Below are 22,726 nucleotides of genomic sequence, written 5' to 3'. Positions count from 1 at the left end.
CCCTCTCCCCACAGGGGAGAGGGAATGTGAACATTTACTTCACCGTCCAGCCCTTATAGGTGCCGACGCTGCTCTTATCGATCATCGTCACCGGGATCAAAACCGGCTCTTTTGGCGCAGGTTTGCCCTGCAGAATGTCATAGCCGATCTCCACCGCTTTCGCCGCCATCACCTGCGGATCCTGGGCAGGGGTCGCGATGAACAGAGAGTTTTCACGCTTCAGGGCCTCTTCGGCATCCGGTGAGCCATCCACGCCAACGATAAAGAACTCGCTACGTTGCGCCTGTTTGGCTGCCAGATCGGCACCGATCGCCGTTGGATCATTGATCGCAAACACGCCGTCGATCTTCGGATTGGCCGCCAGCAGGGAGGTCATGACTTCCAGCCCGCCTTCGCGGCTGCCTTTGGCGTTCTGGTTATCCGAGAGCACCTTGATATCCGGGTGTTTTTTGAATTCGGTTTGGCACCCTTCCACACGGTTCTGTACCGCAGAGACCGGCGGTCCGTTGATGATCACCACGTTGCCTTTGCCTTTCAGACGGTCGGTAATCAGCTTACAGGCTAGTTCACCGGCCTGGGTGTTGTTGGAGGTGATAGTGGCATCGGCACCTTCTGCCGCCACGTCAACCGCCACCACCACAATCCCGGCATCTTTAGCGCGCTTTACCGCCGGGCCGATCCCTTTCGAGTCAGCGGCGTTGAGAATTATCATATCGACCTTCGCCGCGATAAAATTATCAATCTGAGAAACCTGCTGGCCGAGATCGTAGCCGCTGGAGACCAGGGTTACTTTCACGTTATCGCCTGCCAGCTTGCGCGCTTCCAGCTCCGCCCCCTTGGTGATCTGCACAAAGAACGGGTTCGCCAGATCGCCCACCGTCACGCCGATGGATTTCAGCTCTTTGGCCTGGACAAACGGGCTTGCTGCAAGCAGTGCGCCAGCGCAGAGCGCGGTAACTAAGGGCTTCAATTTCATGCTGTATTCCTCACGTAGGGTATTGTTGTTATGCACTTTGATGGTGTCGGGTACGGTATTTGTCGATCAGTACCGCAATGATGATCACCGCCCCTTTGATCACCAGTTGCCAGAAGTAGGAGACGCCCATCAGCGTCATGCCGTTGTTGAGGGTAGCGATGATCAGCGCCCCCACCAGCGTGCCGGTGATGGTGCCGATGCCGCCGACGAAGCTGGTACCGCCGAGGATCACCGCCGCGATGGCGTCCAGCTCATAGCCGGTGCCCAGGTTGCCGTTGGCGCTGTAGAGCCTGGAGGCGCTCATCACCCCGCCGAGGCCCGACAACAGGCCGCTCATGCCGTAGACAAACAGCAGCACCAGCCAGACCTTAATCCCCGTTAAGCGTGCGGCCTGCATGTTGCCGCCCACCGCGTAGATGTGTACCCCAAGGGTGGTGCGGCGCAGGATGAACCAGCAGACGGCAATCACCGCCAGGGCAATCACCACCAGCCATGGCACCGGCCCGAGGTAGTTATTGCCGATCCACTCAAAGCTGATGCTGGAGTTGATAACCGTCGTGCCATCGGCCAGCAGGTAGGCCGCCCCGCGCAGCGCCGTATAGGTGCCGAGCGTGACGATAAAGGGCGGTAGCCCGGCAAAGGCCACCAGCGCCCCGTTGAACAGCCCCAGCACCATGCCGAGCATCAGTGCCGCCGGGACCGAGAGCATGGACAGCTCCGGCATCAGCGATACCACCATCGCCGCCACCGCCGTGGTGCCCAGAATCGACCCCACCGAGAGGTCGATGCCGCCGGTCAGAATGATGAAGGTCATCCCCGCCGCCAGCACGATGTTGATCGACGCCTGACGGGTGATGTTCAGCAGGTTGCTTTCGGTAAAGAAGTTAGGCGCGATAAAGCCAAATACCGCGACAATCAGGATCAATATCGGCAGGATACCGATGGTTTGCATCAGATCGCCCATCAGCATTTTTTTGGCGGAGGCCGCTTTGGCCACCTGTTGCGGACTGTTTTGTTGGCTCATGATTTTACCGCCTGGTGATGAGAGTCGTTCACGCCGGTTGCAAGCGTCATTATATTTTCCTGAGAGATATCGCTCCGGTGCAGCTCCCCGGCAATGCTCCCTTCGCGCATCACATACACGCGATCGCTCATGCCGACCACTTCCGGCAGTTCGCTGGAGATCATCAGGATCGCCACCCCTTTGCGCGCCATCTGGTTCATGATCCGGTAGATCTCGCTTTTGGCGCCGACGTCCACGCCGCGGGTCGGTTCATCGAGGATCAGAATGCGCGGGCCAATCGCCACCCAGCGGGAGATAAGCAGCTTTTGCTGATTGCCACCGGAAAGTCCGCCCGCCCGCACCTGGGAATGCGGCACGCGAATATTGAGCAGGGCGATGGCGTCATCGGAGATCGACTGCGCTTTTTTGCGGTTGAGCCAGCCGAAAGTGGCGTCGCGCTCCAGCGTCGCCATGGTGATGTTCTCCTGCGCCGCCAGCTCGAGAAACAGCCCCTGCTCCTTGCGGTTCTCGGTTAAAAAGCCGATCCCGTGGTCGATGGCGGCGCGCGGGGAGTGGATCACCACCGGCTCGCCGTCCACCTCTATCATGCCGCCCGTCGCTTTGCGCACGCCGAAAATCAGCTGGGCCAGCTCCGAACGCCCGGCCCCCACCAGCCCGGCGAGGCCGACGATTTCGCCGGAGCGCACCAGCAGGCTGCAGGGCTGTACTTTGCTGCCGTCGGTGAGGTGATGGACGTTAAGACGCGGGCTGCCGAGCGGGATATCGCGCTCCTTGTTAAACAGATCGCTTAAGGGCCGCCCGACCATCATCCGCACCAGCTCGGAGGCGTTGAGCTTGTCGCGGGTCAGGCTGCCGACGTACTGGCCGTCACGCAGCACGCTGACGCGGTCCGACAGTTCATAGACCTCCGCCATACGGTGGCTGATATAGATAATCGCCATCCCCTCATCGCGCAGACGCATAATCAGCTCAAACAGACGGTGGGTTTCCCGCGACGAGAGGGCGGCGGTAGGTTCATCCATCACCAGAATGCGGCTGTTGCGGTGCAGCGCCCGGGCAATCTCCACCTGCTGCTGCTCGGCGATGGTCAGTTTCATCACCAGGTCGGTGGCCTTAAAGTGAGCGCCGAGGCGGTCAATCACCGCCTGGGCCTGGGCCGCCATCTCTCTGCGCTGCACCAGCCCGCCGCGCGACAGCTCGCTGCCGAGGAAGATGTTTTCGGCCACGGTGAGGTTCGGTGCCAGCTGCATCTCCTGATAAATCAGGGTGATGCCCGCGGCCAGCGCGTCCTTCGGGCCTTTGATGTGAAACGGCTTGCCGTCGATCAGGATCTCGCCGCTGGTGGCGATGTAAGCCCCGGCGAGAATTTTCATCAGCGTGCTTTTTCCGGCGCCGTTTTCACCCATTAAAGCGTGGATCTCACCGGGAAAGACCGTCAGATCCACACCCTTCAGCGCGTGGAAGCTGCCAAAGGTTTTGGCAATGTTGCGCATCTCTAAAACCGGGGTCCTGCTCATGGCGGATCTCCTGTGACGTTCGATATCCGCACTTCATCACAGCCCGGTAAATGCAAAATGTCAGAAGTCGTTCATATTTGTCATAGTTCTGAATAGTTAACCGCCGTCACAATTCCCCGCTTTTTTCCCTCTCCCTGTGGGAGAGGGTGTTCAAGTTCCCTCTCCCCTATGGGGAGAGGGTTAGGGTGAGGGGTGAGGGGAAAATACATGCTTACAGCGGAGCTAAAATTAATGCCCTCACGCCGTCCCCCCTTCTTCGCCAGCGCCCGTGGCCGCCTGCTGATCTTTAATCTGCTGGTGGTGGCGGTGACGTTAATGGTCAGCGGCGTGGCAGTGCTGGGCTTTCGCCACGCCAGCCATATTCAGGAGGAGGTGCAGCGCCAGACCCTGGACGACATGAACGGCAGCATGAACCTGGCGCGGGAAACCGCCAACGTGGCGACGGCGGCGGTGCGGCTGTCGCAGGTGGTGGGGGCGCTGGAGTATAAAGACGAAGCCAACCGGCTCAAGCAGACCCAGACCGCGCTGGGCCATTCGCTGGAGCAGCTTGCCTGGGCTCCTCTGGCGCAGCAGGAGCCGGCGCTGGTGGCGCGGATCATCCGGCGCAGCAACGAGCTGCAGCGAAGCGTAACCGGGATGCTGGAGCGCGGGCAGCGTCGCCATCTGGAGCGTAACGCTCTGCTGAGCTCGCTCTACCAGAGCCAGAGCTATCTGCGTCATCTGCAGGACATCAACCGTCGCTTCGCCAGCAACGTCCCGGACGCCCGGTTGCTCAGCGAGATGGACCGCCTTATCGTCGCCGCCATCGAAACCCCCTCGCCGCGGGCGACCATTCAGCAGCTGGACAGGGTGACGGCGATGTTGCCTCAGGGGGTCACGCCGCCGGTGGTGAGCCTCGTCCTGCCTGATTTTAACGCCGAGCTGAACAAGCTCGGCCCGCTCTCCAGGCAGCTGGAGGAGAGCGATCTCTCCATCAGCTGGTATATGTTCCACATCAAAGCGCTGGTGGCGATCCTCAACAGCGACATCAATCAGTACGTGGAGCAGGTGGCGCAGGCCTCGCAGCTGCGCACCGCCGAGAGCCATCAGGAGCTGCGCTCCATCAGCGTCTTTATCACTGTTTTTGCCGTGCTGGCGCTGATCATCACCGCCTTCGCCTGCTGGTACATCTACCGCAACCTGGGCACCAACCTGACCGCCATCTCCCGGGCGATGTCGCGGCTGGCCCACGGCGAGCAGGATGTCTCGGTGCCTGCGCTGCAGCGCCGGGATGAGCTGGGCGAGCTGGCGAGGGCGTTCAACGTCTTTGCCCGCAATACCGCGTCGCTGGAGCACACCACCCGGCTGTTAAAAGAGAAGACTTCGCAGATGGAGGTGGATCGCATTGAACGTCAGGGGCTGGAAGAGGCGCTGCTGCACAGCCAGAAGATGAAGGCGGTGGGCCAGCTGACGGGCGGGCTGGCGCATGATTTCAACAATCTGCTGGCGGTGATCATCGGCAGCCTGGAGCTTGCCGATCCCCATTCGCCGGACGCGCCGCGCATCAGCCGGGCGCTGAAGGCCGCCGAGCGCGGGGCGCTGTTAACCCAGCGCCTGCTGGCCTTCTCCCGCAAACAGTCCCTGAACCCGCACGCGGTGGAGATGAAGCCCCTGCTGGAGAACCTGGCCGAGCTGATGCGCCACTCTCTGCCCGCCACTATCGCCCTGGAGATCGAAGCGCAAACCCCAGCGTGGCCGGCATGGATTGACGTCAGCCAGCTCGAGAACGCCATTATCAACCTGGTGATGAACGCCCGCGATGCGATGGAAGGGCACGCAGGCACCATCAAAATCCGCACCTGGAACCAGCGCGTCACCCGCAGCGACGGCCGCAGGCAGGATATGGTGGCGCTGGAGGTGATCGACCACGGCAGCGGCATGTCGCAGGCCATCAAATCCCGGGTCTTTGAACCCTTCTTCACCACCAAGCAGACCGGGAGCGGCAGCGGGCTGGGGCTGTCGATGGTGTATGGTTTCGTGCGCCAGTCCGGCGGGCGGGTGGAGATCGAAAGCGCCCCCGGACAGGGCACCACCGTGCGGCTGCATCTGCCGCGCGCCACGCAGCAGGCGCTTCCCCAGCCGGAAACGCTGGCGGCTGCCGCAGCGGCGCAAAGCGACCGGCTGGTACTGGTGCTGGACGATCAGAGCGATGTCCGCCAGACCCTGTGCGAACAGCTGCACCAGCTGGGCTATCTGACGCTGGAGGCCGAAACCGGCGAACAGGCATTACAGATGCTGAGCGCCTCGGCGGATATCGAGATGTTTATCAGCGACTTAATGCTACCCGGCACGCTGAGCGGCGCGGAGGTGATCCAGCAGGTCCGCCAGCAGTTCCCGCATCTGCCGGTGCTGTTGATGAGCGGCCAGGATCTGCGTCCGGCTCACAACCCGCAGCTCCCGGACGTGGAGCTGCTGCGCAAGCCCTTTACCCGGGCGCAGCTGGCGCAGGCGCTACAAAAAGCGATGAGAATTTGAGATTCCTCCGCTACTCGCCCCACCTGCCATTCATTACCGTAAAGCCAGCCCACCTGCGAGACTGGCTTTATGAAACGTTACTCTACCGCTCTGTTATTTGGTCTGCTCTCTTTAACCAGCCATCTGGCCCACGCCGATATCGTTGACGATACGATCGGCAATATTCAGCAGGCCATCAACGACGCTTACAATCCTGACAGCAATAATCGTAATTCCGACGACGATCGCTACGAAGATAGCCGTCGCAGTAATGATAGCCGACAGTATGAAGATCGTCGCAGACAGCTTGAGGACCGGCGCCGTCAGCTGGACGATCGTCAGCGGCAGTTGGATGAAGAGCGACGTCGTTTAGAAGATGACGAGCGTCGTTTGGAGGATGATTACGATCGGCGGTAACGCCCGGCGGCGCTTCGCTTGCACGGGCCTACAAAACCGTAGGCCGGGTAAGCGCAGCGCCACCCGGCGATGCGATGCCTCAATCCAGCATCAATACCATCCCGTCATACCCCGCCTCAAACCCCTCCGGCAGCGGGTTGTCCATCATCCACACGTCAAACTCATGGCTGATATGGGTCAGGAGCACCTGCGGACAGCCAATCACCTGATTGAGCGCGATAACCGTATTCAGATCGCAATGGTTGCGCGGCGTCTCTTCCCGCGGCGGGTGGCTGCAGTCAATCACGATGGCCTGCGGCTGGTTGTTGAGTAAAAACTTCACCGTTTTATCCGGCAGCCCGGCGGTATCGGACAGCCATGCCACCCGGCTGTGGGCGCTCTCCAGCAGATAGCCAAAGGTCAGCTTCGAATGGTTGAGCGGCAGCGGCGTTACCCGCAGACCCTGCAGTTCAAACACCACAAAGGGCTCCAGGGTGTGGCTAAAGTCGAGGATGCCGGGGTGCTTAAACAGATCGTCGCAGCCGCTTTCATCCGGCGGGCCGTACACCGGAATGGTCGCTCCCACGCCCCAGCGCAGCGGGAACAGCCCCTGAACATGGTCCATGTGGTAATGGGTGAGCAAAATCTGCTGAAAACTGCCCGCCGGCCAGTCGTCCATCAGGTGTGGGATCCCCGCATCGAGCAGCGTCACCGCATCATTGAATTTGACCACCGCGCTACAGGGGCGACGGCGATGAGCCTCCTGCAAACGCGCCCGGCGACAGGCCGGACAGTCGCAGCCAAAGGCGGGCACCAGCTGGGCGCCACCGGTTCCCGTTAACGTAATGGTCAGACTCATAGCGCCCCCTTACAGCGGTTTGGTAAAGCGGAAATGGCTCTGTGTGTACCCTTCACGAAGATAAAAACGGTGCGCGTCGAGGCGTCTGACGCTGGTGGAGAGCTCGGTCATCTCCGCCCCGGCATGGCGGGCCTCCTCTTCCGCCCAGGCCAGCAGCTGGCTGCCGACCTTCAGGCCGCGCGCCTGGGGCATCACCACCAGCTCCTGGATTTCACCGATCCAGTTGGCGTGATGGAGATGAAACTGCATGTGCAGGCCGATCATCCCGATGATGTGTCCATCCCGTTCGGCCAGCTGGTAACGCATATTGTGATCCTGCAGATTGGCCGCGAACCCGGCATGAAACGCCGACCGATCAAGCTCCGCCTGTTTTAATTCGCAGATCAGGCCATAGACCGCATCGACGTCCTCCGGGGTGGCGGGACGCAACTCACACTCAGGCATGGTTTTTCTCCTTCTGGCTAATGAGTGACAGGAAGTTATCGACAGACTGGTGCAAACTTCCGTCGTTATTCAGGACAGGGCAGTGGGAGGGCGTATAGCGGGCGGCGCGCTCCAGCCGCTGGTCGATCTCTTTTGCGCTCTCCCGACCCCGGTCCTGCAGGCGTTGACGCAGGATCTCCGGCGACACCTGCAGGCAGATCGGCAGTAATGCCTGCGCATACCGCGCCTGCGCCTGGGGCAGATGGGCGCGCGAGCCGTTTACCACCACGTCAAACCCGGCGTGCAGCCACAGGTCGATCTCCAGGCCCACCCCATAATAATAGCCGTTGGCGTGCCAGCTCAGGGCAAACAGCTGCTGCCCGGCGCGGGTAAAAAACTCGGGCTCGCTGAGGGCGATATGGTTTTCGCTCCCGGCGCTGGCAGGGCGGGTAATGTAGCGATGCGCCACCAGCATCTGCGGCTGTGACTGCTGGCGCAACGCCGCCAGCAGGCTGTCCTTTCCGGAGCCGGACGGCCCCATTAACCAGATCACTCTTCCCATCAGAACACCCGTTTTCCCTGACGCCAGACGTGGTCGATATGAATATGCTCGCCTTTACGGTGCGCCAGCACCAGGTCGGCCCGCTTGCCTTCGCCAATCACCCCGCGATCGTGCAGGCTCAGCGCCTGCGCCGGGTTTCGGGTCACCAGGCGGATCGCCTGCGGCAGGGTAAATCCGTTGCCTTCGTCATCCGCCACGCGGAACGCGGCATCCAGCAGGCTGGCGGGGTAGTAATCGGACGACAGGATATCCAGCAGGCCGAGGGACGCCAGCGAACTTGCTGCCACGTTGCCGGAGTGCGATCCGCCGCGCACGATGTTCGGGGCGCCCATCAGCACGTTCATTCCGTGCTGGCGGGAGGCTTCTGCGGCCTCGAACGTGGTGGGAAATTCGGCGATAACGCTGCCAAGCTGGTGGGATTCCTGGACATGATCCGCGGTGGCGTCGTCATGGCTGGCAAGAGCGATATTGCGCTCCCGGCACAGCGCGGCAATGGCCTGACGATTGGGCTGCGACCAGCGGGCGGCAAGCTGAAGCTGCTCCTCTTCGTAGCGCGCCATCTGCGCGTCGTTGAGGGAGTACTTGCCCTGATAGTATTCGCGATACTTTTCGATGTTGGCGAACTGGCGCTGGCCTGGGGAGTGGTCCATCAGCGACACCAGGGTCACCGGCTCGCGGCCCGCCAGTTTCTCGAACAGCGGCAGGGTGGTGTGATGGGGCAGTTCGCAGCGCAAGTGCAGACGGTGCTCGGCGCGGTTGAGGCCGCGCTTCTGCGTCTCTTCCACGGCGTTGATCATCTTCTCCAGATTCTCCAGACGGTCGCCGCCGTCGCGCACGTCGCCAATCGCCACCGCGTCCAGCACGGTGGTGATGCCGCTGGCGACCATCATCCCGTCGTGGCTGCTCATCGCCGAATGGGCGGGCCAGTCAACTTTGGGGCGCGGGGTGAAGAACTTGTCCATGTTGTCGGTGTGTAGCTCGATCAGCCCCGGCAGCAGCCAGCCGCCTTCGCCGTCCATCGCCTCGGGCAGGCGGCTCTGGGTTTCGGCAAAGGCGCGAATGACGCCGTCCTGAACGTCGATGGAGCCGTCAACGACCTCGTTTTCCAGCACCAGTTTTACGTTGTTTACGATCATGCTGTGATCCCCATCGGGTGCAGACGATCCGCCACGCGATCCCGCACGGCGTCGTCGTGGAAGATCCCGACGATCGCCGCGCCGCGCGCTTTGGCTTCTTCGATCAGTTCCATGACCGCGGCGCTGTTTTTCGCATCCAGCGAGGCGGTCGGTTCATCGAGCAGTAAAATCGGGTAATCGACGATAAAGCCGCGGGCGATGTTCACCCGCTGCTGCTCCCCGCCGGAGAAGGTGGAGGGGGCGAGATGCCACAGGCGCTCCGGCACGTTGAGGCGCGTCAACAGGCTGGCGGCCTTGGCGGCGCAGGTGTCGCGCGGCACGCCGAGATCCAGCAGGGGCTGCATCACCACTTCCAGGGCCGGAACGCGCGGGATCACCCGTAAAAACTGGCTGACCCAGCCGATGGTGGTACGGCGCACATCGCGCACCTTGCGCGCCGGGGCCTGCACCAGATCCACCCATTCGTCGCCGTGGCGGATATGGATGTGGCCTTCGTCCGGCAGATAGTTGGCGTACAGCGAGCGCAGCAGGGTTGATTTGCCGCTGCCGGAGTGGCCGTGCAGCACCACGCATTCACCATTTTTTACCTCAAGGGAGGCGTTTTGCAGCACCGGCAGGCGGACGCCGTTTTGCTGGTGGAGCACAAAGATTTTACTGACGTTTTCAACGCGGATCATGTTGGCCTCGTGGTTCGGGATGCCGGGTGGCGCTTCGCTTACCCGGCCTACAAGGAGCTGGATTCATTGCCGGGTGGCGGCTGCGCCTTACCCGGCCTACAAGGTGCTGGATTTATTGCCGGGTGGCGGCTTCGCCTTACCCGGCCTACAAAATCGTAGGCCCGTGCAAGCGAAGCGCCGCCGGGCAACAGCAATCTCAATTCTGCAAAACGGACGACACCAGCAGCTGGGTGTAGGGGTGATGCGGGTCGTCGAGCACCCGGTCGGTCAGCCCACTTTCCACCACCTCGCCGCTCTTCATCACCAGCAGACGGTCCGCCAGCAGGCGGGCGACGCCCAGATCGTGGGTGACAATCACCACCGCCAGGTTCAGCTCCACCACCAGACCACGCAGCAGATCCAGCAGACGGGCCTGCACCGAGACGTCCAGCCCGCCGGTGGGTTCGTCCATAAACACCAGCTTCGGATGGGTGACCAGGTTGCGGGCGATCTGCAGACGCTGCTGCATGCCGCCGGAGAAGGTGGTGGGCAGGTCGTCGATGCGCGAGGATGGGATCTCCACCTCCTCGAGCCAGTGTTTCGCCGTCGCGCGGATCTCGCCGTAATGGCGCGCGCCGGTGGCCATCAGCCGTTCGCCGATATTGCCCCCCGCCGACACCTGGCGGCGCAGGCCGTCCATCGGATGCTGGTGCACCACGCCCCATTCGGTGCGCAGCAGGCGGCGGCGCTCCGCCTCGCTCATGCCGTACAGCGAGTCGCCGTCATAGAGAATCTCGCCGTTCTGCGGGGCCAGACGGGCGGAGATGGACTTCAGCAGGGTGGTTTTGCCGGAACCGGACTCGCCGACAATCCCCAGCACTTCGCCCGGCCACAGGTCGAACGACACGTCGCTGAAGCCTTTGCCCGGCGCATAAAGGTGGGTCAGGTTATTGACCGAAAGCAGCGGTTTCATTGGCTGTTGGCCTCGCTCTGTTGGCGGCAAAAATCGGTGTCGGAGCAGACAAACATCCGCTTGCCGGTGTCATCCAGCACCACTTCATCCAGATAGCTGTGTTTCGATCCGCAGATGGCGCACGGCTCGTCCCACTCCTGCACGGTAAACGGGTGGTCGTCGAAATCGAGGCTTTCGACACGCGTGTAGGGCGGCACGGCGTAGATGCGTTTCTCGCGCCCGGCACCGAACAGCTGCAGGGCGGGCATCATGTCCATCTTCGGGTTATCGAATTTCGGGATCGGCGACGGGTCCATGACGTAGCGGCCGTTGACCTTCACCGGGTAGGCGTAGGTGGTGGCGATATGGCCGAAGCGGGCGATGTCCTCGTACAGCTTCACCTGCATCACGCCGTACTCTTCCAGGGCGTGCATGGTGCGGGTTTCGGTCTCGCGCGGCTCGATAAAGCGCAGCGGCTCCGGGATCGGCACCTGGAAAATCAAAATCTGATCTTCGGTGAGCGGGGTTTCCGGGATGCGGTGGCGGGTCTGGATCAGGGTGGCGTCTTCGGTGCGCTCGGTGGTGTTGACCCCGGTGACGCGCTGAAAGAACTGGCGGATCGACACGGCGTTGGTGGTGTCGTCGGCCCCCTGGTCGATGACCTTCAGCACGTCCGCCTCGCCAATCACGCTGGCGGTGATCTGAATGCCGCCGGTGCCCCAGCCGTAAGGCATCGGCATTTCACGGCCACCAAACGGCACCTGATAGCCGGGGATGGCTACCGCTTTTAAAATGGCGCGGCGGATCATGCGTTTGGTTTGCTCATCCAGATAAGCAAAGTTGTAGCCGCTGAGGTTAGCCATTTTTGCGCTCCTGTTGCAGACGTTTAAGCAGTTCCAGCTCGGCCTGGAAATCGACGTAGTGCGGCAGCTTGAGGTGCGAGACGAAACCGGCAGCCTCGACGTTATCCGCGTGGGCCAGCACGAACTCTTCGTCCTGCGCCGGGCCTGCGAGGTTCTCGTCGTAGTCCGGCGCCTGGAGGGCGCGGTCAACCAGCGCCATCGCCATCGCCTTGCGCTCGCCCATGCCAAACACCAGCCCGTAGCCGCGGGTAAAGTGCGGCGCGTCGTTGTCCGGGGTGACGAAGCCGTTAACCATTTCGCACTCGGTCACCAGTAGTTCGCCGACGTTCACCGCAAAACCCAGCTCTTCCGGCACAATGTTGATATCGATGTAGCCGCTGCGAATTTCACCGGCAAAGGGGTGATTGCGTCCGTAGCCGCGCTGGGTGGAGTAGGCCAGCGCCAGCAGGTAGCCCTCGTCGCCGCGCATCAGCTGCTGCAGGCGCGAGGCGCGGGAGCAGGGGTAGACTGGCGGGGTGCGGGTGATGTCGTCCGGCTCCTCGCCGCTGTCCTCTTCCGCCTTCGCCAGCCCCTGGTTGGCCAGCAGGCTAAAGACGTGCGGGGCGGCGTCCTGCTGCGGCTCTGCCGTGTTCAGTTCCGGCGTTTCACCGTTTGCCAGCAGGGTGAAATCGAGCAGGCGATGGGTGTAGTCGTAGGTCGGGCCGAGCAGCTGGCCGCCGGGGATGTCTTTATAGACGGCAGAAATCCGGCGCTCGAGGCGCATCTCTGCGGTATTCACCGGCTCGCTCACCGCCAGCTTTGCCAGGGTGGTGCGGTAGGCGCGCAGCAGGAAGATGGCCTCGACGTTATCGCCGCTGGCCTGCTTCAGCGCCAGCGCCGCTAGCTCGCGGTCGGCAATGCCGCCTTCGGTCATCACCCGGTCGACGGCGAGGTTCAACTGCTGTTCAATCTGGGCCACGCTCAGCTCGGGAAGCTGGTCATCGCCCCGGCGTCGGTGCTCCTGCAGCGCGTGGGCGGCGGCGATCGCCTTCTCGCCCCCTTTGACGGCAACGTACATCAGCACACCTCCACGTGGGTGGTACGCGGGATCGCCAGCAGGCGCTCGCCGCAGGTCAGCAGCAGGTCGATCCCCAGCGGGAACGGGTGCGGGCGCTCGGTCAGCTCATGAATGATGCACTCCGGCAGCTGCGGGGCGACCATCCGTTCTTCGGCGATCCCGGCGCCGGTCAGGCGCAGCATGCGTCCGCCGCTCAGGCTGGAGACCTGCAAAATCAGGGTGGCGCTGGTCTCGGGGGCCACGGCGGTGCCTTCGCTCAGGGCGTTGAGCTGCTCGTGGCTGATGTGCTCGTCGGCCACGGCGAACACCGCCTGCTGGGGCTGATCCACCAGCGGGGCGCTGGTATGAAAACGCAGGTTGCTGCTGACGATATCGTTGCTGACGGCGCCCGACAGCCACACCGGGGTGTCGTTATCGGCCAGGGTCAGCAGCACGCTAGTGGTGGCGAGGTTCAGCGGCTGCCAGCCATGCTTGAGCTGATGCAGCGAGACGATGACGCCCGGTTCGCTCATGGCTTTCAGCAGACGACGAAAACTGTGCTGGGCATCCTGCACGGCGAGGGTAAAAGCGGGATGAAGGGTCATGCGTTGTCTCCGCGAACGAGCGTAAAGAAGTCGACCCGGCTGGTGTTCACTTCGGCCTGACGGGCAGCAAGGCGTGCGGCGCGATCGGCTTCCAGCGGGGCAATAACGGTTTCCATTAAGGTCTGAAAGTGCGGCGCTTCCTGCAGCAGGGCGTCCACGACGGCGCACTGCTCGGCGTGGGTTTTGTTGCGCCCGAGCAGGTAGCTGTAGCCAAGCGTGCCGCTGGCGAGGCGCACCACGGCGCGGGTCAGGGTGGCGTCGCCGGCAAAGTAGCGTGCGCCGGTGCCGCCCATCCGGGCCTGGATCTGCACCAGCCCGCTCTGTGGGGCGCGGATCAGCTCATAAACCGGGGTCAGGCTCAGGGCCGACATCCGCGCCGCAAGTGCCGCAGGCTGGCTGTGGGCGAGCACGGCCATCCAGTGCTGACGGGTGGAGGTATCGAAGTGCATTCAGTGCTCCATGGTGAATTCAATCATGTCGGCGCGGGTCAGGCTGACGGAGTACTCCGTCGCGTTCACCTCGTCGTCACGGTGATTAAGGGTGCGCACGCAGAGCAGGGGCGCCATGTTGGGGATCTCCAGCACCTTGCTCTCTTTGGCCTGGGCGCGGCGGGCGCTGATTCGCGTCTGGGTACGCTTCAGGGCGATCCCGGTGGCGTCGAACAGGAAGTCGTGCAGCGAGCCGCTGGTGAAATTTTGCAGCACCGGCCAGAGGGCGAGGTCCGCGAAGTAGTGGTCGATCTGGCAGACCGCCACGCCGTTGACCCGGCGCAGGGTGCGCAGGTGAACGACGTTGTCGCCCTCCGAAATCCCCAGCGCGTCGGCGACGTGGCTGGAGGCCGGACGCAGCACCGAGAGCAGTTTTTCGCTGGTAGGGTGGCTGCCCTGATCGAGCAGGTTCTGGCTGAAGCGCGCCTGGGCGTTGAGCGGGTAGTCGAACGGGCGCATCAGCACCAGCACGCCGATGCCCTGACGGCGCTGGACCCAGCCGCGCTCCACCAGCTGGTCAATGGCGCGGCGCAGGGTGTGGCGGTTGACCTCATAGCGGTCGGCAAGCTGCTGTTCGGCAGGCAGGTAGTCGCCGCAGCGGTAGTGGGTTCGTAGCTCCACTTCGAGCTTCGCGGCGATCTCTTGCCAGCGGGTTGGGTAACTGGTCGGATGTCTGGATAAGTGCATATAAAACAATGCCTCGCTACTCAGATGAAGTGCTTACGCAAACGTTGAGAGAGGAAGTCCAGCAGGCTGACGGTGATGATGATGAGCACCATCAGGGCGCAGGTTTGCTGGAACTGGAAGCCGCGAATCGCTTCCCACAGGGTGACGCCAATTCCGCCCGCGCCCACCATGCCGACCACCGTCGCCGAGCGGACGTTGGACTCAAAGCGGTAGAGGGAGTAGGAGATGAGCAGCGGCATCACCTGCGGCAGGACGCCGTAGAGGATCTCTTCCAGCTTGTTGGCGCCGGTGGCGCGAATGCCTTCGACCGGGCCGGGCTCGATGGCTTCCACCGCTTCCGAAAGCAGTTTGGAGAGCACGCCGGTGGTGTGAATAAAAAGCGCCAGCACCCCGGCGAAGGGACCGAGACCGACGGCGACCACGAACAGCATCGCAAAGACCATTTCGTTGATGGCGCGGCAGGCGTCCATCAGGCGGCGCACCGGCTGGTAAATCCACCAGGGCACGATGTTGTCGGCGCTCATCAGGCCAAACGGAATGGAGAGCACCACGGCCAGGGCGGTGCCCCAGACGGCGATTTGCAGGGTGACGGCCATTTCGCCGAGGTAGTCCTGCCACTGGCTGAAGTCCGGCGGGAAGAAGTCGGCGGCGAAGGTCGCCATGTTGCCGGAGTCACGTACCAGCGTCAGCGGGTCCATTTCCGCGCCTTTCCAGGAGACGACGAGCACCGCCAGCAGAACGGCCCAGCCGATCAGCGAAAACCAGCCGCGCTTTGGCGGTGGGAGAGTGATGGTTTGCATGTGTTACTCCGTGGCTCTTTGTGTGCCGGATGGCGCTACGCTTATCCGGCCTACGATCCGTAACGTAGGCCCGGTAAGCGAAGCGCCACCGGGCAAGGGGTTATTGCACCGCTTTACTCACGCTGGTCATGGCGCCCAGCGCGGCGGTCAGGCGGTCGAGATCGTCCAGCTGGGCCTGAATTTCAGACATCTTGCTGCTCTTCTCTTCCTCTTTCAGACCCTTGTTGTCCTTCACGCCCTGGATCTGTTTGAACAGCGCCAGCTGGCGGATAGGTACCAGCTGCAGGTCGCTGGAGGCGCGGAACGGTGCCCAGCCCAGACGTTCCAGCACGGTTTTCTCTTCCGGCGTTTTGCCGTAGTTCATAAAGAAGTCGTACACCTTGTCCTTGGTGCTTTCGGAGAGGTTTTTACGCCACACAATCGGGTCGCCCGGGATCAGCGGGGATTTCCAGATCACCTTCAGCTCTTTCAGCTTGTCCGGAGCGGACGTCTTCAGCTTGTCGAGGTTTTCGGTGTTGTTGGTGGCCACATCCACCTGCTTGTTGGCGACGGCCAGGGCGTTGGTTTCATGCCCGGCGTTGACCGTGCGTTTGAATTCGCTGGTGGAGACGTTGTTCTTGGCGAAGACGTAGTAGCCCGGGACCAGGAAGCCCGAGGTGGAGTTCGGGTCGCCGTTGCCAAAGGTGAGCTCTTTACGCCTGGCGAGCATGTCCTGAAGGTTGTTGATCGGGCTGTCTTTGTTGACGATCAGCACGCTCCAGTAACCCGGGGAGCCGTCGGCGGCGACGGTTTGCGCAAAGACCTGACCGTTGGCGCGATCCACCGCTTCCATGGCGGAGAGGTTGCCGTACCAGGCGATGTCCACTTTGTTAAAGCGCATCCCCTGGATGATGCCCGCGTAGTCCGGGGCGAAGAAGGCGTTCACTTTGATCCCCAGTTTGGTTTCCATATCCTTCAGGAAGGGTTCCCACTGTGGCTTCAGGTTCTGCTGTGATTCCGTCGAAATGATGCCGAAGTTCAGCGCTTTTTCCTGCTCCTCAGCGAACGCCGGGCTTAACAGGGTGCTGATGCTGAACATGCTGGTGAAGGCCAGCGCGGCAACCGTTTTATAGCTCATTTCCATTCCTCATTGTGGGGACGTTAAGCAGCCTGCGCGCTCTCTTCGACGCGATTTATGCTGCGGTAGAGATGGTCAAAACGTTCGTTATCAAACTGATGGCTGGCGCCATCGAAGAAGACGTGGCCCTGACGCAGGGCGACGATGCGCTCGCAGTAGCGCAGGGCGTAATCCACCTGATGCAGCGTCACCACGATGGTGATGCCGTCTTTCTGGTTGATGTCGCGCAGGGTCTCCATGACGATGCGCGCCGACTCCGGATCCAGCGAGGCAATCGGCTCATCGGCGAGAATGATTTTGGCTTTCTGCATCAGCGCCCGGGCGATCGCCACGCGCTGCTGTTGTCCACCGGACAGGGTGGAGACGCGCTGGTGGGCGAAATGGGCCATGCCGACGCGGGCCAGCGCCTGCAGCGCCTCCTGCTTCTGGGCTGGGGAGAACCAGCGCAGGCAGGTGCGCCAGAACGGGGTGCTGCCGAGGGCGCCAATCAGCACGTTCTCCAGCACCGTCAGGCGATTCACCAGGTTGAACTGCTGGAAGATGTAACCGGTCTGGGCGCGGCTTTTACGGATGTCACTCGCCAGACGGCCCGCGCGCTGCACGGTGTTGCCCAGCAGCTCTACAAAGCTTTCCGACGTTTTATCGCAGGTGATAAGGCCGCTTAGGTGGCGCAGAAGGGTGGATTTACCGGAACCGGACGGCCCGAGCAGCGCTACCATTTCGCCCTGATGGACGGTCAGATCAACGGCATGCAGAGCCTTGTTATGATGGAAGGTCTTGCTCAGTTTCTCGACGCGGATGACAGTGTGCATGGGTGAGGCCTCGATTCGAATGTGGCCTCATGCTGGCGGATCAATGTGACATTTAGGTTAAGTGTTAGTTGCGGGAGTTTGAAGAGTTGAGGTGAAAGCGATGACAGGCGGAGGCATGGCCCCCGCCGACGGGATCACGGTTGTTTAACGACGTTGATCATCCAGGGAACGCCGAACTTATCGGTCACTTTACCGAAACCGTGCGCCCAGAAGGTCTCCTGCCAGGCCATATCAACCGTGCCGCCTGCGGCCAGGCTATCGAACCAGCGTTTGCCCTCGGCCACGTCCTGGGTATCAAGTACCAGGGTAAACCCGGCGTAGGTGCCATTACCGCTGAGCGTGCCGTCGCTCATCATGATGTCGCTGCCGGCGATGCGCACGTTGGAGTGGGCGATAGCGGAGTCGGGGAACTGCATGCCGGACGGACAGCCCTCTTCGCTGTTGTCGTCTTTGGGCATGTCACCGAAGGTCATTTTATAGAGGAGTTCTGCGCCAACGGCCTGCTGGTAGTAGGCGATGGCCTCTTCGCAGTTGCCGGCGAAAGAGATGTAGGGACTTAACGGCATAATCGTTACCTCAGGTAAGAGAAGCTCAGTAAGTCTAGTCATTGTAGGCCCGGCAAAAGCGCCACCGGGCGCTTTTGCCGGATGCGCTACGCTTATCCGGCCTACAAAACTACAAAACAAATCAGTTCTTTTTCACGAACTCGGATTTGAGCTTCATCGGGCCGAAGCCGTCAATTTTGCAGTCGATGTTGTGGTCGCCCTCGACCAGACGAATGCCTTTCACTTTGGTGCCGATCTTCAGCATTGACGAGCTGCCTTTTACCTTCAGATCTTTAATGACGGTGACGTTATCGCCATCCGCAAGCAGATTGCCGTTGGCATCTTTGACGATCAGTTCGTCGCTCTCTGCTGCGGGCTCTGCGTTATTCCATTCGTAAGCGCATTCCGGGCAGATAAACATACCGTTATCTTCGTAGGTGTATTCAGAGTTGCATTTTGGACAGTGTGGAAGCTGCATGGTGTTTTCCTCAAAATAGTGCGAACCGGCGGCAATAAGGCCCGCCAAAAATCGACAGGTTGTCGAAAAAGGCGGCAAGTATAGCGCATGTCCTTACTGTTGTCGGTGATATTATTTTTCGCTTTTGTCCAAAAAAGCGTTTTCAGTGACATTGTTTGTCAGTGACTCAGGTAATGATAAGTCTCAGGCACAGGAGGAGAAACTCTTATGAATGAAAGCAATAATATTTATTGCGGCAAATTGATACGCCGTACTATTTCAGATAAGGTTAAGGTGCTAATGATATTCACCGTAAATGTTTTTAAAGCCATCCCCGATCCACAAAGGGGTGAATTACCCCTCATTTTTGGTGGGCGATTAAAGATGGTTTATCCTGAAATTTCGTCAATTTGAGCTACGCTCTTTATCTTTCGGTTTCCCTGACCGAAGGAGCGTGCTCCGCTGCTTTACGCGCCGAAAGAATATATTTTATTGCCATCAAGCAATTATATTGCGTCGAACATATTTGCTACACGGAATCATATAAGCCGATCCTTCATTCTTAAAATAATTCGGTTATATAAAATTTGTGTTAAGGGAAGGCTTTTACCATGCACACACAAACAATATTTGAGTTAAGCCAGGAAGCAGAAAGGCTGCTGCAACTCTCCTTGCAGAATCTCGATGCGCTGAGCGCCATGCCTGTTGCGATGCTGGACAACGCGACGTCGGCCCTTACCGGCGAAACCAGTAACATATTACCTCTGCACTTTAGTGCCCGTGGCTTAGAAGCGCAGCAGTCGATGCTGAATAATGAGCTGCGCAAAATTACCCGTCTGGAGATGGTGCTGGCGATCGTGGGCACCATGAAAGCCGGGAAGTCCACCACCATCAACGCCATCGTGGGCACCGAGGTGTTGCCCAACCGCAACCGCCCGATGACCGCGTTGCCGACGCTGATCCGCCATACCCCGGGCCAGAAAGAGCCGGTGCTGCATTTTTCTCACGTGGCGCCGATCGATACATTAATAAAACAGATGCAAAAGAAGCTCGCCAATTTCGATCGTGGCAAGCTGGCCCAGCAACTTGAAATTGATAAAGATATGAATGCGCTGCTGGGGCGCATTGAATCCGGCGAGGCATTTGAAAAACATTATTTGGGTGCGCAGCCAATATTTAACTGTTTAAAAAACCTTAACGATTTAGTGCGCCTTTCCCAGGCGCTGGGAACCGATTTTCCGTTTTCGGCCTATGCCGCAATTGAAAATATCCCGGTTATTGAAGTGGAATTTGTTCATCTGGCCGGGCTGGACGCGCATCTGGGGCAATTAACCCTGCTGGACACCCCGGGGCCGAACGAGGCCGGGCAGCCTCATCTGCAAAAAATGCTCACCGAGCAGCTCTCACGTGCCTCGGCGGTGCTGGCGGTGATGGACTATACGCAGCTGAAGTCGATTTCGGATGCCGAAGTGCGGCTGGCTATTTCTGCCGTCAGCAAATCGGTCCCGCTGTATGCGCTGGTCAATAAATTCGATCAGAAAGACCGTAACAGCGACGATGAAGAGCAGGTGCGGGCGATGATATCCGGCACCCTGATGAAAGGCCACATCTCTCCGGGCCAGATCTTCCCGGTGTCGTCGATGTGGGGATACCTGGCGAACCGCGCCCGTCATGAGCTGACGCAGCACGGTAAGCTGCCGGATCACCAGGAGCAGCGCTGGGTGCAGGATTTTGCCGAAGCCGCGCTGGGCCGCCGCTGGCGGACTGCCGATCTGGACGATATTGAACATGTTCGCCACTCCGCCGATCTGCTGTGGGAGGACTCCCTCTTCGAGCAGCCGATCCGCAAGCTGATTCACGCCGCCTACGCTAACGCCTCGCTTTACGCGCTACGTTCGGCGTCGCATAAGCTGCTGAACTATGCCCAGAACGCCCGCGAATATCTGGATTTCCGTTATCAGGGGCTGACGGTGGCCTTCGAGGAGCTGGAGCTGAATATCGCCCGGCTGGAAGAGGATATGGCGCTGCTGCAGTCCCGCCAGGCGTCGGTGAGCGATGAGGTGAGGCATGAGGTTAGCCAGGCGCTGACGGCAACCGATCTGTTTATCAGCACCCAGCAGAGCGATATCAAACTTGCGGTAGAACACATCTTCAACCCGGACAATTTGCTGGATCTGGCCGGGTTTAATCCGCATACGCTGCATGCCGATGCGTTAGCGACGCCCGGCCAGCTCGTGCTTGAGGATGAAGGCCAGGCGCAGATCCTGCTGAGCAAAATCCGCTCCTCCTGCGAAATGATCATGCTGGATGCGCAGGCCAAAATCGGCCGCGAGCTGGCGCTGCGGTTTGACCAGCTGGAAACCACTCTGGCCCGCTCGCTGAACGACGCCATGCGTCCGATTGAGACGCGCATTAAAGAGGAGTTAAGCCACGCCGGTTTCCGCGCGCGGATCAGCTTCCCGGCGTTCCAGGCGAACCAGCTTAACTTCAACACCCGGAGCCTGTTCAGCGACGCTATCGCCCAGGAGAGTCAGCCCGCCAGCCAGGCGCAGGGAGCCAGCAGCGCGTTGCGCGAGACGGTCTCCCGCTGGTTGAACAATCCGGGCTGGGGCTGGGAAGATTACGTGATGACGCGGACGCGATACGTTATCAACGTGTCACAGCTTCATGAAAAATTTAAACAGCATATAGATCACTTTTGTGAACAAATTCGTAAAGCTTTGGCGGCGCAGGTCGATGTCTCTGTTACAGCAGGTATGGCAACATTCTTTGCGGAATTCTCGTTATGCCTTGCTGGGTTACAGGAAAGCTTGCGTGATAGCCTCGCAGTGCGCCAGCAAAATGAGCATGCCACACGGGCGCTCAGCCAGCTGCTGCAGCAATGTATTACCACTGCGACGTGGATTCAGGAAGATACCCGACTGTTACGCGATGATATTCAAACGCTATTCGCGGCAGAGCAACCATGACAAAACACTTACTGGACGGTCCCGGACGGACGCTGGAATGTATCCATCCTAAATTTATGGTCGACCTGGTACAGGGGGCTGACGCGCAGCGTCATACCTCTGTGGCGTCGCAACAGCAGCACTTTCGTGAACGTTTAACCCAGGAGATCATGGCGCAGACTCAGCTTCGTCAGTGGGCCATGGGGGGAATGTTCAGCGAAAATGCTGTGCTGCGGCTCGGGCTGGCAGAGAAGCTGGCGGGGATGTTTGACCCCGGCCATCTGGCATTGACCCGGATGACGCAAATCCTCACCACCCTGCGCCAGCAGGCCAGCCTGCGTAATCAGCCAGCCATCGGGCTGGTGCATCAGTACGAGACCCTCGCTGCCCATTTCCAGCAACGTGCACAGTTTAAAGAGAAAGCCTTAACCCAGCGCGGATTAACGGTGCAGGCCGGCGTTCACAGCGAGCAGATTTTTACCCGCTGGCGGGCCGGACACTATGACGGCTGGTCGCTGGCCGGGCGCGGTTATGTGGCGCTGGAGGAGCTGCGCTGGGGAGCGTTTGGTGACGCCTGCCGGCTGGCGAATGCGGACGTCAGCGCCATGCTGAAAGATAACCTGTGCAGCATGGTGGCGAACTATCTGGCGCAGGGGATCAACGCCGCGCCCAACACCCGACATTTCTATCACCAGTGGCTGACCACGCCCGGTACGCCGGGGATTATCGATCATAAAGACATGCTGGGCTGGCTGGGGGACTGGTGTGATACCGACAGGCATCCGGTGTGCTGGTCGGTGACGCAGAGCTGGCAGAATGTGGCATTGGGGATGCCGAGGCTGTGTTCGGCGGCCAGGCTGGCAAAAGCGATGGTGGGTGAGGTGTTTGGGGAGTAAGGGTTGGCACGGTTAGCCCCCTCTCCCTTGAGGGAGAGGGTTGGGGTGAGGGGGAATATGCGGCACCGATGGTTTTTCCGTTCACTTCCAGAGCAGCGCTCCTTTGTAAACAACGTCAACTGTGAACGTGTTAAGGGGGCTATCGCGCCCCTTAACAATCCCGGCTCCCGGCAAGAAAATCGCCGCTTCGCGGATTGTTCGCCCCATCCCTGGGGCTCACCCCTTCGGGGCCAGCGCAAGCGCTGTCCAAAATTGCTCCCGGCAATTTTGTCCTCAGCTTATTCCCGCAGGCTTAGGGTCGGGCGTGATCCTACATCCCTGTAGGTCACGCCCTCTCGGCGCATCCATGCGCCTCGCCCCGGCCTGCGGTCAACGCTTCGGCGATTTTCAGCCGGACCAGGGCGCCGCTGTAAGTCATTTATTATCCTGTAATGACTTCCTTGCTATAAATACAAAGCCCCCTCCCTGTAGGGGAGAG

General features: G+C 60.6%; 24 protein-coding genes. 5 read left to right on the top strand and 19 right to left on the bottom strand.

The window, feature by feature from the left end; genetic code table 11:
* Positions 1-34 precede the first annotated feature (34 nt).
* From ACOYA6_RS15375 to ACOYA6_RS15365, 3 genes are read right to left on the bottom strand one after another with little or no spacing between them, the layout of a single operon-like run.
* On the bottom strand, positions 35-976 hold the full coding sequence (locus tag ACOYA6_RS15375; protein WP_422654953.1) for an ABC transporter substrate-binding protein: 942 nt from the start codon (positions 974-976) through the stop codon (positions 35-37).
* 28 nt (positions 977-1,004) lie between these two features.
* A complete protein-coding gene (locus ACOYA6_RS15370) occupies positions 1,005-2,000 on the bottom strand; it encodes an ABC transporter permease subunit (RefSeq protein ID WP_039031974.1) in 996 nt (331 codons plus the stop codon).
* A complete protein-coding gene (locus tag ACOYA6_RS15365; protein ID WP_039031975.1) occupies positions 1,997-3,517 on the bottom strand; it encodes a sugar ABC transporter ATP-binding protein in 1,521 nt (506 codons plus the stop codon). Before ACOYA6_RS15365 ends, ACOYA6_RS15370 begins: the two co-directional genes overlap by 4 nt.
* Positions 3,518-3,748: 231 nt before the next feature.
* On the opposite strand from ACOYA6_RS15365, the gene ACOYA6_RS15360 reads away from it, so the two are divergent.
* Together ACOYA6_RS15360 and yjdP are read left to right on the top strand one after the other, a co-directional pair.
* Entirely contained in the window at positions 3,749-6,031 is a 2,283-nt protein-coding gene (locus ACOYA6_RS15360; protein ID WP_422654952.1) for an ATP-binding protein, read from the top strand.
* Positions 6,032-6,100: 69 nt separating this feature from the next.
* Complete coding sequence (gene yjdP / locus ACOYA6_RS15355; protein WP_139564002.1) at positions 6,101-6,427, top strand: DDRRRQL repeat protein YjdP; 327 nt, start codon at positions 6,101-6,103, stop codon at positions 6,425-6,427.
* A gap of 79 nt (positions 6,428-6,506) precedes the next feature.
* Here yjdP and phnP read toward each other — a convergent pair whose 3' ends face one another.
* The 16 genes from phnP to ACOYA6_RS15275 form a co-directional block, all read right to left on the bottom strand.
* The gene (gene phnP / locus ACOYA6_RS15350) at positions 6,507-7,265 is read right to left on the bottom strand and encodes a phosphonate metabolism protein PhnP (protein ID WP_422654951.1); all 759 of its coding nucleotides are present in this window, start codon (positions 7,263-7,265) and stop codon (positions 6,507-6,509) included.
* Between the two features lie 9 nt (positions 7,266-7,274).
* Positions 7,275-7,709 (bottom strand): aminoalkylphosphonate N-acetyltransferase, encoded by a 435-nt coding sequence (gene phnO, locus ACOYA6_RS15345; protein ID WP_039028371.1) that lies wholly within the window; start codon positions 7,707-7,709, stop codon positions 7,275-7,277.
* Positions 7,702-8,253: a ribose 1,5-bisphosphokinase gene (gene phnN, locus ACOYA6_RS15340; RefSeq protein WP_138370049.1), complete on the bottom strand. Its 552-nt coding sequence runs from the start codon at positions 8,251-8,253 to the stop codon at positions 7,702-7,704. Before phnN ends, phnO begins: the two co-directional genes overlap by 8 nt.
* The gene (gene phnM, locus ACOYA6_RS15335; protein ID WP_422654950.1) at positions 8,250-9,386 is read right to left on the bottom strand and encodes an alpha-D-ribose 1-methylphosphonate 5-triphosphate diphosphatase; all 1,137 of its coding nucleotides are present in this window, start codon (positions 9,384-9,386) and stop codon (positions 8,250-8,252) included. The genes phnN and phnM overlap by 4 nt, the downstream gene beginning before the upstream one ends.
* Positions 9,383-10,063, bottom strand: a complete 681-nt coding sequence (gene phnL, locus ACOYA6_RS15330) for a phosphonate C-P lyase system protein PhnL (RefSeq protein WP_039028374.1) — start codon at positions 10,061-10,063, stop codon at positions 9,383-9,385. Before phnL ends, phnM begins: the two co-directional genes overlap by 4 nt.
* A 196-nt stretch (positions 10,064-10,259) precedes the next feature.
* Positions 10,260-11,015 carry a phosphonate C-P lyase system protein PhnK gene (phnK, locus tag ACOYA6_RS15325; protein ID WP_139564006.1) on the bottom strand — a complete coding sequence of 252 codons (756 nt, stop codon included), beginning with the start codon at positions 11,013-11,015 and terminating at the stop codon, positions 10,260-10,262.
* Positions 11,012-11,857 carry an alpha-D-ribose 1-methylphosphonate 5-phosphate C-P-lyase PhnJ gene (phnJ, locus tag ACOYA6_RS15320; RefSeq protein ID WP_039028376.1) on the bottom strand — a complete coding sequence of 282 codons (846 nt, stop codon included), beginning with the start codon at positions 11,855-11,857 and terminating at the stop codon, positions 11,012-11,014. The genes phnK and phnJ overlap by 4 nt, the downstream gene beginning before the upstream one ends.
* The gene (locus tag ACOYA6_RS15315; protein ID WP_422654949.1) at positions 11,850-12,914 is read right to left on the bottom strand and encodes a carbon-phosphorus lyase complex subunit; all 1,065 of its coding nucleotides are present in this window, start codon (positions 12,912-12,914) and stop codon (positions 11,850-11,852) included. Before ACOYA6_RS15315 ends, phnJ begins: the two co-directional genes overlap by 8 nt.
* Entirely contained in the window at positions 12,914-13,498 is a 585-nt protein-coding gene (gene phnH / locus ACOYA6_RS15310) for a phosphonate C-P lyase system protein PhnH (RefSeq protein ID WP_039028378.1), read from the bottom strand. Before phnH ends, ACOYA6_RS15315 begins: the two co-directional genes overlap by 1 nt.
* A complete protein-coding gene (gene phnG / locus ACOYA6_RS15305) occupies positions 13,495-13,947 on the bottom strand; it encodes a phosphonate C-P lyase system protein PhnG (protein WP_138370053.1) in 453 nt (150 codons plus the stop codon). Before phnG ends, phnH begins: the two co-directional genes overlap by 4 nt.
* Positions 13,948-14,673 (bottom strand): phosphonate metabolism transcriptional regulator PhnF, encoded by a 726-nt coding sequence (gene phnF / locus ACOYA6_RS15300; RefSeq protein WP_039028380.1) that lies wholly within the window; start codon positions 14,671-14,673, stop codon positions 13,948-13,950.
* Between the two features lie 20 nt (positions 14,674-14,693).
* Positions 14,694-15,473 carry a phosphonate ABC transporter, permease protein PhnE gene (gene phnE / locus ACOYA6_RS15295; protein ID WP_139564009.1) on the bottom strand — a complete coding sequence of 260 codons (780 nt, stop codon included), beginning with the start codon at positions 15,471-15,473 and terminating at the stop codon, positions 14,694-14,696.
* A gap of 100 nt (positions 15,474-15,573) precedes the next feature.
* Positions 15,574-16,590 (bottom strand): phosphonate ABC transporter substrate-binding protein, encoded by a 1,017-nt coding sequence (gene phnD, locus ACOYA6_RS15290; protein WP_422654948.1) that lies wholly within the window; start codon positions 16,588-16,590, stop codon positions 15,574-15,576.
* Between the two features lie 23 nt (positions 16,591-16,613).
* A complete protein-coding gene (phnC, locus tag ACOYA6_RS15285; RefSeq protein WP_039028383.1) occupies positions 16,614-17,402 on the bottom strand; it encodes a phosphonate ABC transporter ATP-binding protein in 789 nt (262 codons plus the stop codon).
* Positions 17,403-17,536: 134 nt separating this feature from the next.
* Positions 17,537-17,968 carry a VOC family metalloprotein YjdN gene (gene yjdN, locus ACOYA6_RS15280; protein WP_138370056.1) on the bottom strand — a complete coding sequence of 144 codons (432 nt, stop codon included), beginning with the start codon at positions 17,966-17,968 and terminating at the stop codon, positions 17,537-17,539.
* Positions 17,969-18,089: 121 nt separating this feature from the next.
* The gene (locus ACOYA6_RS15275; protein WP_039028385.1) at positions 18,090-18,425 is read right to left on the bottom strand and encodes a zinc ribbon domain-containing protein YjdM; all 336 of its coding nucleotides are present in this window, start codon (positions 18,423-18,425) and stop codon (positions 18,090-18,092) included.
* Positions 18,426-18,632: 207 nt separating this feature from the next.
* Between ACOYA6_RS15275 and ACOYA6_RS15270 the strand changes: the two genes are divergently transcribed.
* From ACOYA6_RS15270 to ACOYA6_RS15260, 3 genes are all read left to right on the top strand, one after another.
* On the top strand, positions 18,633-18,818 hold the full coding sequence (locus ACOYA6_RS15270; protein ID WP_039028386.1) for a hypothetical protein: 186 nt from the start codon (positions 18,633-18,635) through the stop codon (positions 18,816-18,818).
* Between the two features lie 197 nt (positions 18,819-19,015).
* Complete coding sequence (crfC, locus tag ACOYA6_RS15265; RefSeq protein WP_039028387.1) at positions 19,016-21,373, top strand: clamp-binding protein CrfC; 2,358 nt, start codon at positions 19,016-19,018, stop codon at positions 21,371-21,373.
* Positions 21,370-22,248: a diguanylate cyclase regulator RdcB family protein gene (locus tag ACOYA6_RS15260; protein WP_039028388.1), complete on the top strand. Its 879-nt coding sequence runs from the start codon at positions 21,370-21,372 to the stop codon at positions 22,246-22,248. Before crfC ends, ACOYA6_RS15260 begins: the two co-directional genes overlap by 4 nt.
* Positions 22,249-22,726 lie beyond the last annotated feature (478 nt).

This window comes from Leclercia barmai, assembly GCF_049312895.1.
GTDB classification, from domain to species: Bacteria; Pseudomonadota; Gammaproteobacteria; order Enterobacterales; family Enterobacteriaceae; genus Enterobacter; species Enterobacter barmai.
This window is presented reverse-complemented; position numbering and strand designations above follow the sequence as displayed.